We start from the raw sequence: 15,713 nt of genomic DNA on the forward strand, positions 1-15,713 counted from the left end.
ACGCTTCCAAACAGTTGCAACGTTACAGAAAGTGAGGGAGAAGAATGAAAATGAAAAAGTCAATGATGTCCATGTTAGTGATAGCGTTTTCGATATCTCTTATGGTTGGATGTAACAGCAAAGAATCGGGGACAAATTCTAGCTCTAAAGTAAAACTGACAGTTTTTAGTACTATTAGCGATGAGAAAGGAAAAGAAGCGTTTGAAGAGATTACAAAAGAGTTTGAAAAGGAAAACCCAAATATTGATGTCGAAGTCAATTTTCCAGGACAAGAATATGAAAATATTTTGAAAGTAAAAATGGCCGCTAACGACTTGCCTGATGTATTTGATACACACGGTTGGGCGCAAATTCGGTATGGAAAATACGTGGCAGATTTAAGTAAGGAAAGCTGGGCGTCTAATTTAACAGATTCAATGAAACCGGTGCTTACAGATAAAAACGGAAAAGTTTACGCACTCCCACTCAATGAAGCAAAAGATGGAATTACGTACAATGCGGATGTTTTAGAAAAGTACGGTATCGAAGTGCCGAAAACGTTCGACGAGCTGTTAGCCGCTGCCGAAAAAATTAAAAAAGAAAGCAACGGACAAGTATCTCCATTTTATTTTTCTGGAGTTGATGCTTGGACGATAGGCCAATTTTTTGATTATTTTGCTACTCCATTGCTCATTAGTCCAGAACAGAATTACAGCCAAGACTTATTAAATGGGATGTTTGACTGGTCTAAGTGGACATATCTCCCGGAAAAATACAAAGAAATGTACGATAAAGGTCTCATCAATAAAGATATGTTAACGGCGAAATATAGCGATTTACCAAAGCTATTTGCGGAAGGAAAAGTTGCCTTTTTTATGATGGGACCAGCCTTTGTAGGACAAGCAAAGGAAATTAATCCGAATTTGAAAGTTGGTTATATGCCAGTTCCGGCGATTGCTGAGGGAGATGAACCTACATTCTCTGGGGGAGAAAGACATACGTTAGCTGCTTGGAAGGATTCTCCGCATTTAGAAGAAGCGAAAAAATTCATTAATTTCTTTGCAAAGACGGAAAATTTAAAGAAAATAGCGGAAGCGACCAACCTTCCTGCTGGTATTAAAGGAGTTAACGTCGACTTAGGGGAACTTACGCAATATTATGAAAAATATACTAACATTCGTGTATTCCCTTATTTTGACCGCGTGTATTTGCCGAACGGTATGTGGGATGTAATGTGCACCAATGGCCAAGAGTTAATTGCTGGTTCGATTACACCGAAGCAATTTTCCGAAAATATGAAAAAACAATTTGAACGTCTACGAGAGCAACAAAAGAAATAATAGCTTAAGTAGGGTCTGATCAAGAAAATGTTCAGACCCTATCAAATAAAGCAAACCGTACTAGTGATTCCCGAAAATGGCAAGAAGGGAAGGAGAATAGTGGATACAGAAGTGCGAACACAAATTCAATTTGTTAAGAAAGGTTTACGTAGGAAAAAGATATCCTCGACAGTTTGGTTAAACGTAATGTATCTTCCTGCTTTACTTTTATTTATCGTATTTATTTTTTATCCTTTCTTTAAGGGATTACAAATTTCCTTTACCAATTGGGACGGTTTTTCCCAAACATATGATTGGATAGGTTTGGATAACTATAAACGAATGTTGCATGATCCCAATATCGGAACGATTATTAAGAATACGCTTATTTACGGAATCGGGAGTACATTATTCCAAAACATAATCGGGTTAGCATATGCTCTTTTACTCAATCGGGAAATGAAAACAAGGGGAATTACTCGCACCATCATTTATTTACCAGTAATTATAAGCCCGCTTATCATGGGGTATATTTGGTATTTCTTCTTTCAGTATGATGGAGGGGCGTTGAACGATATAATTCTTTTATTCCGTAATACGCCGTTGAATATATTGGCGGATCCTCAATGGAATGTTTGGATTATTATGTTTGTCAATACGTATCAATATTTAGGAATCGCAATGGTTATTTACTTGGCCGGATTACAAACGATCCCAAGGGATTTTTATGAGGCAGCACAAATTGACGGTGCTTCATCATGGCAGCGGTTTAAGCATGTAACACTTCCAATGTTGATGCCATCGATCACTATCAATATTGTGTTGAATTTAATTGGAGGTTTAAAGCTTTTTGATGTGATTATTTCATTGACAAAAGGCGGTCCAGGCTACGCATCCCAATCATTATCGACAGTGATGTATAAATATTATTTTGCAAGTATGGACGCAGGTTATGCTGCTGCGCTTGGCAATTTGATGTTTGTACTGATTTCGGTCATTAGTATTACAGCATTAATTTATTTAAGAAGAAAGGAGATCGCCGGATGAAAAAACGCAAAAAAGCGTTGCTCCTTTTAACGATGGTGATTAGTATCATTCATCTTATTCCTTTTTATTTACTGATAACTGTTTCCTTCAAACCAGTAGACGATGCAAGTTCAAAATGGCTTCCCCCAGCTACATTATATCTTGATAATTTTATCAATGCGTGGAAAGAAGCAAACCTTGGACAGGCTTTTGTCAATAACATTCTGATTACGGCAATTTCGGTTCTTTTAGTAGTGTTTTTAGGGGCATGTGCTTCCTATCCGCTGGCGAGGTATAAAACTCGCTTCAATAGATTTATGTTCGTGTTTTTTATCTCGGCTATGATTGTTCCGCCGCTTACTATTCTCGTTCCTCTTTATAAATTTATTGTAGATATCGGTGGCTTAAATCAACCGTGGGCGATTATTTTACTGCATGTGACGTTTAATTTGCCGATTACGATTTTTCTATTTACTGGGTTCATCAATACGATTCCACGAGAATTAGACGAGGCAGCAATGATTGATGGAATGAGTAGATTTTCGTTGTTTTTCCGTATCATTATGCCTTTATTAAAACCAGTTACTGTAACGGTAATGATTTTAACGGGTGTCAATGTATGGAATGACTATCAATTTTCTGTATTCTTCCTGCAAAGCTCTGAATCGCATACGCTTACCGTAGCTCTTTCTTCTTTCTTTTCACAATATGTGAACAACGTTGGGTGGGTTGCTGCAGGGTCGCTACTAAGTTCATTGCCGATCATTATTTTATATTTATTCCTGCAAAAATACTTTATTAGTGGACTGTCATCTGGGGCTGTAAAAGGATAAGACTATATTCCATTTTAGAAAATAGAGAAGGAGAATGGATATGGGAATTATATACAATCATGTAACCAAAACCTTTCATCTACAAGCAAACGACACAAGCTATGTGATGCAGCTCGTTCGATCAGGATATTTAGCTCATCTTTATTGGGGAAAAAAGATTAGAAGTGCAAATGGATCAAGAAGATTGCAATTTTTTGACCGCCCGTTCTCCCCTAATCCCGATCCATCCGACCGCCCATTTTCATTAGATACGCTGCCGCAAGAATACCCGGCATACGGCAATACGGATTTTCGCGCACCGGCGTATCAAGTGCAATTGGAAAACGGGTCGACGATCTCGGATTTGCGCTACAAAACGCATCGCATTTATAAAGGAAAGCCGAAGCTAGAAGGGCTGCCGGCCACTTATGTGGAAAACGAAAACGAGGCGGAAACGTTAGAAATCGTATTGGAAGACCGTGTGATCGGACTAAACGTCACGCTGCTTTATACGGTATATGAGCGTTGGAATGTGATGACGCGTTCTGTCCGCTTTGAAAATCACGGTGCGGAACGGATCAAGCTGTTGCGGGCGTTAAGCATGAATGTAGATTTCCCGCATGCTGACTATGAATGGCTGCATCTCCCGGGAGCGTGGGCGCGGGAGCGAGCAGTGGAAAGGCGGCCGCTTGTCACCGGCATGCAGTCGGTAGAAAGCCGCCGCGGCGCCAGCAGCCACCAGCAAAACCCATTTATCGCCTTGGTGAGAAAAAATACAACTGAAGATGCGGGGGAAGTATACGGCTTTAGCTTTGTTTACAGCGGCAATTTCCTCGCTCAGATCGAAGTCGACCAATTCCAGACAACGCGCGTATCTATGGGGATAAATCCGTTTGACTTTACGTGGCTGTTAGAACCGGGCGAGTCGTTCCAGACACCGGAAGTGGTGATGGTGTATTCGGACAAAGGATTAAATGGAATGTCGCAAACTTATCATCAGCTATACCGCACCCGCCTGGCGCGCGGGGCGTTCCGCGACCGGGAGCGCCCGATTCTTATTAATAACTGGGAAGCGACGTATTTTCATTTTAATGAAGAAAAAATTTTGCGCCTTGCGAAAACAGCAGCGGAATTAGGGATTGAGCTATTTGTGCTTGATGACGGTTGGTTTGGCAAACGCGATGACGATCACAGTTCATTAGGAGATTGGTTCGTCAATAAACAGAAGCTGCCAAATGGACTGGAAGGGCTGGCAAAAAACATTAACCAAATGGGCATGAAGTTTGGTCTATGGGTGGAACCGGAAATGGTTTCCGTCGACAGCGAGCTGTATCGGAAGCATCCGGACTGGTGCCTTCATGTGCCGAACCGTCCGCGTTCGGAAGGGAGAAACCAGCTTGTATTAGACTATTCCCGCAAAGAAGTGTGCGATTATATCATTCAAGTCATTTCCGATGTGCTAGCGAGCGCACCGATTTCGTATGTCAAATGGGATATGAACCGTCATATGACGGAAATCGGCTCTGCCGCCCTGCCTCCAGAACGGCAGCGCGAAACGGCTCACCGCTACATGTTAGGGTTGTACCGCGTCATGGAAGAAATAACGTCCCGTTTTCCGCACGTTCTGTTTGAGAGCTGCTCGGGCGGCGGAGGCCGGTTTGACCCAGGCATGCTGTACTATATGCCGCAAACGTGGACGAGTGATAATACGGACGCGGTTTCCCGCTTAAAAATCCAATACGGCACCAGCCTTGTTTACCCAATCATCTCGATGGGCGCGCATGTGTCAGCGGTGCCGAACCACCAAGTTCATCGCATTACATCGTTGGAAATGCGCGGTCATGTGGCGATGTCGGGAAACTTTGGCTATGAGCTCGATTTAACAAAACTAAGTGAGAAAGAAAAACAAAAAGTAAAAGAACAAGTGGCATTTTACAAAGAAATCCGCCGTCTTGTCCAATTCGGAACGTTTTACCGGATACTCAGCCCGTTTGAAGGCAATGAGGCGGCGTGGATGTTCGTATCCGAGGACCAATCGGAAGCATTGGTTGCCTATTTCCGCGTGCTAGCAGAAGCGAATGCGCCGCTGTCGTTCATACGGTTAAAAGGACTGGATCCAAATAAAGATTACGAAATTATTGGCAGCGGCGAAGTGTATGGCGGCGATGAACTGATGTATGCAGGACTGAATGTGCCACATCGCCGCGGCGACTTCATTAGCGTCATGTGGCGGTTAAAAGCAGCTCGTTAATGAACAAAAAGACCGGTGTCTAGCATGCGGCTAGGCACCGGCTTCTAGTTGTGAGAGTTTTTCTAAAATCCGCCGCTTCCGATAGAGCATTTTTCCTGTTTCGGCAATGTCTTCGATAAACGCTTTGTTAAACATTGAGCCAAAAACAATGCCAACGATCGGAACGAATTGAAACAGCTTTTTCCAGCCATATTGATCGCGAAACGTCATCATGACTTCACGCCAGCCTTGAAGCTGGGAAAAGACTTGCTGGTGATGGTCGGAAAAAGAAGTAAGCTGATCGAGAATCGCCTTTTTGCCGACAATATCGGAGGAGACGAATTGCAAACATTTCACAATAAAAATTCGCTCTTTCTTCTCCTTCGGATTGTAGCCATAGACGATGGCGATTTCCTGCAGCGTTTTTAACGCGAGGCCGAGAAGGGCAGGAATATCGACTGCCAGCGTTAATGCTCCACCAACGCCTGTCGTTGCTCCTTGAATTTGGGCAAACGTCACGCGCGCGTCAATCAACTCATCACAAACGCGGTCCATGGTCGCAAGCGGCAACTGGGCCGCTTGTTCTAATGTCGAGACATGCAGCTTTTCCAATATTTTTTCTTCTTTCACCAAATATTGCCCGCCGCTTTGTATATAGCTGCCAAGCTCATCTAACAGCTGTCCAAGTTTTTTATGTACAATGCTTGGCGTAAGCTTATCGAGCAATTTAAACGGCAGCCGTCCAAGCTTTTCCCAAAACCATAAGTCTTTTTGGTCTTGTTCCCAATGTTCAATCTTTTTCAACTCTTCCAGTAGTTGCTGTCTAATATCCATCTCTTCGAGGGCCTCCATATTTTTTTCTAATTTATAGGATACATTCATTATGGCTAATTATACGTTTTTTACAGCAAGTTTGTTTCGGTAAATAACTCAATAAAATAGGGCAGGAAATTAACGGTTTACTAACCTATGACCGCCAGCCAAAAATTAATCTTGATATTATTCGCGCAATTAATGAAGGAAAGAATAATTTTAATTTTCATTGATCTATAGTAAAGTTTTTACTAAAATATTTACTATAAAGAGATGTTATTTTAGGAGGCGTAACGATGATTGCGAAATTAAAAGAAGAGTTTATTGGGCTATTTGGTGGGAGGAATGAGGAGATTCGGATATTTTTCTCCCCCGGCCGCGTTAACTTAATCGGCGAGCATACCGACTATAACGGCGGTCATGTGCTGCCATGCGCCTTGGAAATCGGCACGTATGCACTCGTACGCAAAACAGCCAATCCGTTTATTCGCTTTTACTCAAAAAATTTTCCAGAAACCGGGATCATTACGGTATCTTATGATGATTTATCCTACCAAGACCAACATGGATGGGCGAACTATCCAAAAGGAATTATTGCCGCGTTTCAGTCGTTTTGTCCGATCGAGACGGGGCTCGATATTTTGTATTACGGAACGATCCCAAACGGCGCCGGATTATCGTCGTCCGCTTCCATCGAACTGGCAACAGCGGTCATGCTCAATAAACTATTCGCGCAGCATATCGATATGCTTGAGCTTGTGAAAATGAGTCAAAAAGTAGAAAATGAGTATGTTGGCGTCAACTGCGGCATTATGGATCAGTTTGCCGTCGGAATGGGAAAACGAAACCATGCAATGCTACTAAACTGCCAAACGTTAGAGTACCGCTATTTGCCTGTTTCGATGAACAATTGTTCGATTGTCATCGCCAATACAAACAAAAAGCGCGGTCTGGCCGATTCGGCGTATAACGAACGGCGGGCGACGTGCGAGGCAGCTTTGGTGAAATTGCAGAAACATATAAATATTGCCTCACTCGGTGATTTGACAAGCGAGCAGTTGGAGCAATACAAGCATCTCCTTTCTCCGCTTGAACAAAAGCGCGCCCGCCATGCCGTGACGGAAAACGAGCGGACGGTAGAGGCGGCGGCAGCGTTGGAAAAGGGAGATTTGGTCCGCTTTGGCGAACTGATGAAGCAGTCACACATTTCGCTGCGCGATGATTATGAAGTAACAGGAATGGAACTAGATACGCTTGTCGAAGCGGCGTGGAAGCATGAAGGAACGATTGGAGCCCGCATGACAGGGGCCGGTTTTGGCGGCTGTACGGTGAACATCGTGAAAGATGCGTACATTCCTTCTTTTATTGAACAAGTAGGAAAAGAATATGTGAAAAAAATTGGCTATGAAGCTAGCTTTTATGTCGTGAAAATTGGTGACGGAGCGAGAGAAATAGCAGAAACAAAGGAGATGAGCGTATGATTCTTGTCTGCGGCGGCGCGGGCTACATCGGCAGCCATGCGGTATACCGCTTGATCGAAAAAGGAGAAAAAGTTATCGTTGTCGATAATTTGCAAACAGGTCATCGCGAGGCTGTTCATCCGGAAGCGGTCTTCTATCAAGGGGATATTCGCGACCGCGCGTTTTTGCGCGACGTATTTCGCAAGCATGAGATCGATACAGTGGTTCATTTCGCCGCCAATTCCCTTGTCGGCGAAAGCATGCAGGAGCCGCTCAAATATTACGATAACAATGTGTACGGCACGCAAGTCTTGCTAGAAGTGATGAACGAGTTTGGCGTCAAGCAAATCGTGTTTTCCTCGACGGCGGCGGTGTACGGGGAGCCGAAGCAAATTCCGATTGTGGAAACCGACCCGACAATGCCGACGAATACGTACGGGGAAACGAAGCTGGCGATGGAAAAAATGATGAAATGGGTCGACCGCGCTTACGGAATTCGCTATATTTCGCTGCGTTATTTTAACGTCGCCGGTGCTTATGGCACGTTGATTGGTGAAGATCATGACCCGGAAACCCATCTTATTCCATTAATTTTAAAAGTGCCGCTTGGCCAACGTGAAGCGATTCATATTTTTGGCGATGATTACGATACCCATGACGGCACCTGCATTCGCGACTATATTCACGTGCTCGATCTTGTTGACGCCCACATTCTGGCGGTGGAAAAGCTGCGAAGCGGTGCGGAAAGCAACGTGTACAATTTAGGAAACGGCAACGGCTTTACCGTTAAAGAAGTGATCGAAGCGGCACGGAAAGTTACCGGCCATCCGATCCCGGCGCGCGTCATGGCGCGGCGCCCGGGCGATCCGGCGAAGCTTGTCGCTTCTTCGGAAAAAGCGAAACGCGAGCTCGGCTGGGAACCCAAATACACATCCATTATCGATATTGTCGCTTCTGCATGGGAATGGCATCAGGCGAAACCGAACGGATATCGGGGTGTGTGACGATGCCAGACATTTTGACGGCGGTAGAACAGCTGATCCAATACGGGGTAAAAAGTGGCCTACTTCCAAGCGAAGATATTGTTTACGCGCGCAATCGCCTGCTGGCGGCGCTGCGGCTGACGGAGTGGAAGCCAGTGGAGGTAAAGGACACGTCCTTTGCCTCCCCTTCTCCGATCTTAGAGACGATTTTAGATTGGGCGTATGAACGCGGTCTTTTGGAAACGAATACAACGACAGAGCGGGATATATGGGACGCCAAGCTGATGAATTGTTTAATGCCGCGTCCGTCGGAAGTGATCCGCGAATTTTACAACCAATATGACCAAGATCCAAAACAAGCAACGGACTGGTTTTATTCCTTAAGTAAAGCGTCGAATTACATTCAAACAGCACGGATCTCCAAAAATAAGCAATGGAAAGTAAAAACGGCGTATGGGGAGCTCGATATTACGATCAATTTATCGAAACCGGAAAAGGACCCAAAAGAAATCGCCAAGCTGAAAGACGCACCGGCGTCGTCATATCCGCAGTGCTTATTATGCAAAGAAAATGAAGGATACGAAGGAACGTGGCATCATCCGGCGCGTTCCAACCACCGCGTCGTCCCGATTACGTTGTTGGACGAAATATGGTATTTCCAATATTCCCCATATGTATATTACAACGAGCATTGCATTGTATTCCATGCCGAGCATGTGCCGATGAAAATGGAACGGAAAACGTTCGCCCGCTTACTTGATTTTATTGAAAAATTTCCACACTATTTTATCGGTTCGAACGCCGATTTGCCGATTGTCGGCGGCTCGATTTTAGCGCACGATCATTTCCAAGGCGGAAACTATACATTTGCGATGGAACAAGCGGAAATCGAAGAGTATATTGCTTTTCCTGCTTTTCCGTCACTGACGGCAGGAATTGTGCGCTGGCCGATGTCGGTCATCCGCCTGTGCGGCAAAAAAGAAGAAGTGCTCGAAGCGGCGGATTACATTTACGAAACGTGGCGGACGTACAGCGACCCGAGCGTCGACATCTATGCCAATAGCGGCGATGTTCCTCATAATACGGTCACTCCTATCGCAAGACGCCGTGGCGATTTGTTTGAAATGGATATCGTGTTGCGCAATAACCGGACATCTCTGGAACATCCGTACGGCATTTTTCATCCTCATGAAGAACTGCATCATATTAAAAAAGAAAATATCGGTTTAATTGAAGTGATGGGGCTCGCCGTGCTTCCAGGAAGGCTTGCTGGCGAATTAGATGCATTGGCAACATATCTTGTCCGAAATACGAAAAAAGAAGAGTGGGACGAAGCGATGTTAAAACATTGGGATTGGTACGAGCAAATCCGTGCCGCTTATCCGAATATTACAGAAGAAAATGTATCGGGCATTTTGCAGCACGAAGTAGGACAGCGCTTTATCACCGTGCTAGAACATGCCGGCGTGTTTAAACGCAATGAGAAAGGAAAACAGGCATTTCACACCTTTTTGCGGAAAGTGCAGGGGAAGTTGTCATGATTCGGGAAGGGATATTCAAAGGATTGAAAAGCATCGTTTTGGAAAATCATTACCTGAAGGCAACCTTTTTACCTGAATACGGCAGTAAACTCGCTTCGTTCATCGATAAAGAAACGAATGAAGAATGGCTGTTTCAAGCAAAAAGCGATACGCTCACCATACCGAATTATGGTGCTACTTTTAGTGACTATGATTCCAGTGGATTCGATGAAGTATTTCCAAGCATCGATGCTTGTTTTGACCCTGTAACGGGAAAGCCGATCCCTGACCATGGGGAAGTATGGGCGCTTTCATGGCAATATCATTTGGAAGGAGAGACAGTTGTTTTTACGGTCAAAAGCCCTGTTTTTCCGTATACAATGACAAAACGGGTTTGGCTAGAAGAGAATCGGCTCTGTTTTGATTATGCGGTCACCAATGATGGTGATACACGGTTCTACTTTATTTGGACACCACACGTGCTTTTGCGATGTGACGAATATACGAAAATCGTTGTTCCCGACGGTTTAAATAGTGTGATGACCGTCGAGCATCAGACGGAACATCTTGGCGAATGAGGAACAATCCATCCGTACCCCATTACCATGTCGAAAAAAACGGGGAAGCTGTTGGATTTATCCAAAATGGAACCGCCGTCCGCGAACAATTGTGAGAAATTTTATTTTACCGAGCGCGTTTCGGAAGGGTGGTGCGGCATCGTTCAAGAAAATACCGGACGCAAACTCATGTATTATTATCCAGCGGAAAAAATTCCGTATTTAGGAGTCTGGAAAACGCAAGGCGGCTATCGCGGCGACTATAATTTGGCGCTCGAACCATGCACCGGGGTGTATGATAATTTGTCTGTCGCTCATGCCATTCGGAAAGTTTCATTTGCGGAGCCAAAAGGCGTATTTACATGGTGGTTCCAAATAGAAATAGGGGGAGAATAACGATGTACTTAGGTGTGGATTATTATCCAGAACATTGGCCAAAAGAAATGTTGGAAGAAGATATCCAAGGAATTAAAGAGCTCGGAGCAAACATTGTACGAATTGGCGAGTTTGCTTGGCACTTAATGGAGCCAAGAGAAGGAGAATTTGATTTTTCCTTCTTTGATCACGTTATCGCCAAGCTTAAAGAACACGGGCTTTTCATCATGTTTGGAACACCAACAGCAACATTTCCGGCATGGCTTGCAAAAAAGCATCCAGATATTTTATCAAAAGATGAAAACGGAAATGTACGAGTATTCGGCGGACGTCGTCAATACTGTTTTAATTCTGATGTATACCGTGAATACAGCGCACGCATTACAAGAAAATTAGTAGAGCATTATCGAGAGGAACAAGCGATTGTTGCTTGGCAAATTGATAACGAATTTGGTCATGAAGGAAGTGACATGTGCTATTGCGAACAATGTCATAAAAAGTTCCAACAGTTTTTGAAAGACAAATATAAGACAATCGACGCATTAAATGAAGCGTATGGCACGATTTTTTGGGGACAAACGTACAACGATTTTTCGGAAATTCCAATTCCGAAAAAGACAATTACAACACATAATCCATCACTACAATTGGATTGGGCACGGTTTCGCTCTTATTCTGTCAATCGTTATGCCCATGAAATGACGCAAATCGTTCGCCAGTATAAAGGAAAGCACCAGCTTATCACCACGAACGTATCCGGTGGTTTTTTTAATAAATGGTTTGACCATGAAGAAAACGTGAAATACATGGATTTTGTATCGTATGACAATTACCCGGTATGGGGTGGGCTAATGGAACCGATTCCGCCTGCGGCTATTGCCATGACTCACGATTTTAACCGTGGATTGTTAGGAAAAAGCTATTGGATTGTTGAAGAGTTAATGGGGGCGCAAGGGCATGATGTCATTGGCTATTTACCTCGTCCGAACCAGGCAAAAATGTGGTCATATCAAGCATTTGCACATGGATGTACGAATATGCTCTATTTTCGCTGGCGCGGAATGAACAAAGGAGCAGAGCAATTTTGCTACGGCATTGTTGATCATAGCAATCGGCGAGGACGAAAGTACCAAGAAGTTCAATCTTTTTTTGCTGATATTGTACAATACGAGCATGTTGTGCAGTCTGACATCAAAGCTGATATTGCCGTATTATATGATTACGACAATATTTGGTCATGGCGCTTTCAACGGCAAAGCGAAGGGTTTGATTTTACAAACGAACTGCTTCGTTTATATACGCCGTTTTATCAATTAAATACACATATTGATGTGATTCCGGTAACGAGAGATTTTTCTAACTATAAAGTGTTGCTTGTGCCGGTATTACAGATTATAGATGAAGAACTAGGTAAACGATTTGAAGAATTTGTAAAAAACGGGGGAACGATTATTTTCTCATTTCGTACAGGTTTAAAAGATAAGAATAATAACATTCATTTTAAAAAAGTACTGCCTGGGTATGTGAAGGAAATAACAGGAATTGAAATTCATGAAGTCGAATCTCTTTCATCAACACAAAGTGTCAAAATCATTGGTGAAGGAAAATTTGCAGGAAAAATATCGAAATGTTCTGTTTGGCGTGATTTGTTGACACCGGTTACAGCAGAAGTCCTTTATCGTTATGATGATAAATTTTATCCGCAAGCAGCCGTCACAAAAAATCAATACGGGAATGGTACGGTTTACTACATTGGTGGCGGGATCGCGCAAGATGTGTTACAAGAGATTGCTAAAGATGTTGTATCATCTTATGGTATTTGGCATATACAAAGCGAAGAAGGGGTAGAAGTATACAAAAGGACATATAAGAATGAGACATATTTGTTTATCATGAATCACACTTCGGAGGAAAAAGAATTTGAGGGAATTCGTTTACAGCCATATGAGAGTAAAATTATAAAACAAAAATAGAGGAAGGGATCTATTTTAACCAATGGCGACGTTAAAAGAAATCGCGGAAAAAGTCGGGGTATCGGTGGCGACGGTGTCGCGCGTGCTTAATTATGACACCACCTTGTCGGTATCGGACGAAACGAGAAAACGCATTTTCGAAGTAGCCCAGCAGCTAAACTATAAAACGCTACGGGAACGCAATCAGCAGCCGAAGGAATCGTTTCGTTTCGGGCTCGTTCATTGGTATTCCGAACGGCAAGAAATGGATGATCCGTATTACATGGCGATTCGCCTAGGAGTCGAAAAAGAATGTTTTGCACGCGGAATTGAATTAGTAAAGCTATTTAAGCAAAACGGCTCCTACCCAACGGAACGAATGGAACATTTAGACGGCATTATCGCCGTCGGAAAATTTGGACCGAAAGATGTCAATGCGTTTGCCTCCAGCACCGAACATATCGTCTTTGTCGACTGCTCGCCCGATGAGCGGAAATTTGACTCTGTCGTCATCGACTTACGCAAATCGACGATTACGGTGTTAGACCATCTGCTTGAACTAGGCCATCAAAAAATCGGTTATATTGGCGGACGGGAATATGTAGACGGCGAAACGCCGATTCACGATGAACGTGAAGCGACATTTTACGAATATTTATATTTAAAAGGATTGTATGATTCGAGATATGTATGGACGGGAAGTTTTACCGCCGAAGACGGCTATCGATTAATGAAACAAGCCATTTCGAACAATGACCTTCCAACCGCGTTTTTCATCGCCAGCGATTCGATGGCGATTGGGGCGCTGCGCGCGCTCCATGAAGCACACATTTCCGTCCCCCGTGATATATCCATTGTTGGGTTCAATGATATTCCGACGGCGGCATTTATCCACCCGCCATTAACAACAGTAAAAGTATATACAGAATTCATGGGAGAGACGGCGGTAGAGTTGTTAGTGGAACGGTTGGTTACGAAGCGGACCATTTGTAAAAAAGTAGTGGTACCGACTGAGCTAATTGTGCGAGAAAGCAGTCAAACCCGTTTGAAAGGGAGCGGCGAGAAGTGACCAGCTCCCTTTTTGCATCAGTGAAATTCGATATCGACGCGTTTTTTGGGACTTGACGTTGTTTTTGGGATATGGATGTCGAGCACGCCGTTTTTATAGGTGGCTCTAATATTGTCAGTCGCCGCATCCGATGGCAGTGTAATGGAACGTTGAAAACGACCGAAAAAGCGTTCGCGGCGATGCATTTGTTCTTCTTTAATGTTTTGATCTCGCTGAATGGTGCCGCTAATCGTTAAAATATTGTTGTGTACATCGATGTGTACGTCTTCTTTTTTCTCAAGGCCAGGGAGATCGCATGATACAACATATTCGTTTTCCGTTTCATGCATATCCATGCGCGGCATCCCGATATGGTCGTCCATATAGGTGAAAAGGGAAGGGAAATCGGTTGAAAAAAATCGGCTAAGGTCTCTGCGCATCGTTTCTAAATGACGAAATGGATCATAAGGAATCAAAGCCATTAGCAGTGCCCTCCTTTGATGGTGAGATGATTTGCCATCAAATAGTGTGCTTGGGGCGCCGCTGTTTTATGCAAAAAGGGTTATTGCTTTAGTTGATCCATCACGTCGATATAAATATGAACTAAAGATAATTTTTCATGATCGGACAAATCGGAGTTCATAATTCTTTTGACGGCATAAAAAAATTTTACTTCCGTGGACTGACGTGTGCGCGGATGGGTCATTTCATCGCGCAGTTCTTTGGCTATCGTTTCATAAAGAAGTGTTTTGCTTTCCTGTTCATTCAATGTTTCCGTCGTCAAAGAGCGGTTCATCCATAAGCGGCGGTATGTTTCGAGCAACGAAGAAAATGAATGTTCCATAGCATATGTGCTCCTTTCTTCATGTCCAACGTGATGATTGCGAAGATGTTTCGACGATTATTATAATATAAATACGCTCGTTAATATTAAGTGTAGAAAATGGCGCGTAAAATAAAAATATATTGACAAAGCATAAATGTGCTAATAAAATGAAATACGTCGTTCAAAAGGACAAAGTTGTATTAGCTCAGATGATTTAAAAAATTATTGACGAATAATAAAATTTAAGTATAATAATAAATGTCGCAACGATATTGTTGTGATGTTGATGGAAAGTAAATGAATGATTATTGACAATCTTTAATATTTAGTTATAATATGATTGTCAGACGAAAAAATTTTATGTTCATGTTCCTTGAAAACTGAACAAAACGAAGCGTCCACAACGAAAAGCGAAGGCAAGCGCCTAACGCCGGAAGGAAAATGTTCTTCCGACGAGACATGCTTGCATGTCGACGGAGGAAGGTTATTTTCCGCAAGGCGTTGCGAGCCGGAGCTAGACAAAAAGAAAAGCGAAGGCGACAAGACACCATGTGGTGTCGGTGCTGAAGCTTGGGAATAAGCCAATCAACTTTCTATGGAGAGTTTGATCCTGGCTCAGGACGAACGCTGGCGGCGTGCCTAATACATGCAAGTCGAGCGGACCGAACAGGAGCTTGCTCTTGTTTGGTTAGCGGCGGACGGGTGAGTAACACGTGGGCAACCTACCCGTAAGACCGGGATAACTCCGGGAAACCGGAGCTAATACCGGATAACACCGAAGACCGCATGGTCTTTGGTTGAAAGGCGGCTTTG

The 15,713-nt window shown here is 43.5% G+C and carries 14 protein-coding genes and 1 rRNA gene; 12 read left to right on the plus strand and 3 right to left on the minus strand.

The window, feature by feature from the left end; genetic code table 11:
• The first annotated feature begins 50 nt into the window (after window positions 1-50).
• The 4 genes from AC1WMD_RS14095 (at window position 51) to AC1WMD_RS14110 (ending at window position 5,387) form a co-directional block, all read left to right on the plus strand.
• Window positions 51-1,319, plus strand: coding sequence for an ABC transporter substrate-binding protein (locus AC1WMD_RS14095; protein WP_494257665.1), 1,269 nt, complete (start codon window positions 51-53; stop codon window positions 1,317-1,319).
• Window positions 1,320-1,505: 186 nt separating this feature from the next.
• Window positions 1,506-2,345, plus strand: a complete 840-nt coding sequence (locus AC1WMD_RS14100) for a carbohydrate ABC transporter permease (RefSeq protein WP_494257690.1) — start codon at window positions 1,506-1,508, stop codon at window positions 2,343-2,345.
• Window positions 2,342-3,157: a carbohydrate ABC transporter permease gene (locus AC1WMD_RS14105; protein WP_494257666.1), complete on the plus strand. Its 816-nt coding sequence runs from the start codon at window positions 2,342-2,344 to the stop codon at window positions 3,155-3,157. Before AC1WMD_RS14100 ends, AC1WMD_RS14105 begins: the two co-directional genes overlap by 4 nt.
• 40 nt (window positions 3,158-3,197) lie before the next feature.
• Complete coding sequence (locus tag AC1WMD_RS14110) at window positions 3,198-5,387, plus strand: alpha-galactosidase (protein ID WP_494257668.1); 2,190 nt, start codon at window positions 3,198-3,200, stop codon at window positions 5,385-5,387.
• A gap of 30 nt (window positions 5,388-5,417) precedes the next feature.
• Here the strand turns inward: AC1WMD_RS14110 and AC1WMD_RS14115 are convergent, their stop codons facing one another.
• Entirely contained in the window at window positions 5,418-6,200 is a 783-nt protein-coding gene (locus AC1WMD_RS14115) for an EcsC family protein (protein WP_494257669.1), read from the minus strand.
• 275 nt (window positions 6,201-6,475) lie between these two features.
• On the opposite strand from AC1WMD_RS14115, the gene AC1WMD_RS14120 reads away from it, so the two are divergent.
• From AC1WMD_RS14120 to AC1WMD_RS14150, 7 genes are read left to right on the plus strand one after another with little or no spacing between them, the layout of a single operon-like run.
• On the plus strand, window positions 6,476-7,660 hold the full coding sequence (locus AC1WMD_RS14120) for a galactokinase (RefSeq protein WP_494257671.1): 1,185 nt from the start codon (window positions 6,476-6,478) through the stop codon (window positions 7,658-7,660).
• A complete protein-coding gene (gene galE, locus AC1WMD_RS14125; RefSeq protein WP_494257673.1) occupies window positions 7,657-8,643 on the plus strand; it encodes a UDP-glucose 4-epimerase GalE in 987 nt (328 codons plus the stop codon). The genes AC1WMD_RS14120 and galE overlap by 4 nt, the downstream gene beginning before the upstream one ends.
• A 2-nt stretch (window positions 8,644-8,645) precedes the next feature.
• Window positions 8,646-10,163 (plus strand): UDP-glucose--hexose-1-phosphate uridylyltransferase, encoded by a 1,518-nt coding sequence (gene galT / locus AC1WMD_RS14130; RefSeq protein WP_494257674.1) that lies wholly within the window; start codon window positions 8,646-8,648, stop codon window positions 10,161-10,163.
• Entirely contained in the window at window positions 10,160-10,720 is a 561-nt protein-coding gene (locus AC1WMD_RS14135) for a hypothetical protein (protein ID WP_494257675.1), read from the plus strand. The genes galT and AC1WMD_RS14135 overlap by 4 nt, the downstream gene beginning before the upstream one ends.
• Window positions 10,721-10,771: 51 nt before the next feature.
• A complete protein-coding gene (locus AC1WMD_RS14140) occupies window positions 10,772-11,095 on the plus strand; it encodes an aldose epimerase family protein (protein WP_494257676.1) in 324 nt (107 codons plus the stop codon).
• Window positions 11,096-11,097: 2 nt separating this feature from the next.
• Window positions 11,098-13,047, plus strand: a complete 1,950-nt coding sequence (locus AC1WMD_RS14145) for a beta-galactosidase (RefSeq protein WP_494257677.1) — start codon at window positions 11,098-11,100, stop codon at window positions 13,045-13,047.
• 22 nt (window positions 13,048-13,069) lie between these two features.
• Window positions 13,070-14,095: a LacI family DNA-binding transcriptional regulator gene (locus tag AC1WMD_RS14150; protein WP_494257679.1), complete on the plus strand. Its 1,026-nt coding sequence runs from the start codon at window positions 13,070-13,072 to the stop codon at window positions 14,093-14,095.
• Between the two features lie 17 nt (window positions 14,096-14,112).
• On the opposite strand, the gene AC1WMD_RS14155 is transcribed toward AC1WMD_RS14150, so the two are convergent.
• Both AC1WMD_RS14155 and yoyC read right to left on the minus strand, forming a co-directional pair.
• Window positions 14,113-14,556, minus strand: a complete 444-nt coding sequence (locus AC1WMD_RS14155) for an Hsp20/alpha crystallin family protein (protein ID WP_494257680.1) — start codon at window positions 14,554-14,556, stop codon at window positions 14,113-14,115.
• 80 nt (window positions 14,557-14,636) lie between these two features.
• Window positions 14,637-14,918 carry a protein YoyC gene (gene yoyC / locus AC1WMD_RS14160; RefSeq protein WP_043905202.1) on the minus strand — a complete coding sequence of 94 codons (282 nt, stop codon included), beginning with the start codon at window positions 14,916-14,918 and terminating at the stop codon, window positions 14,637-14,639.
• A 574-nt stretch (window positions 14,919-15,492) separates the two neighbouring features.
• Between yoyC and AC1WMD_RS14165 the strand changes: the two genes are divergently transcribed.
• Window positions 15,493-15,713: ribosomal RNA gene (locus tag AC1WMD_RS14165) — 16S ribosomal RNA — on the plus strand; the annotation flags it as partial.

It is taken from the genome of Parageobacillus sp. NEAU-HV-2 (assembly GCF_059115485.1).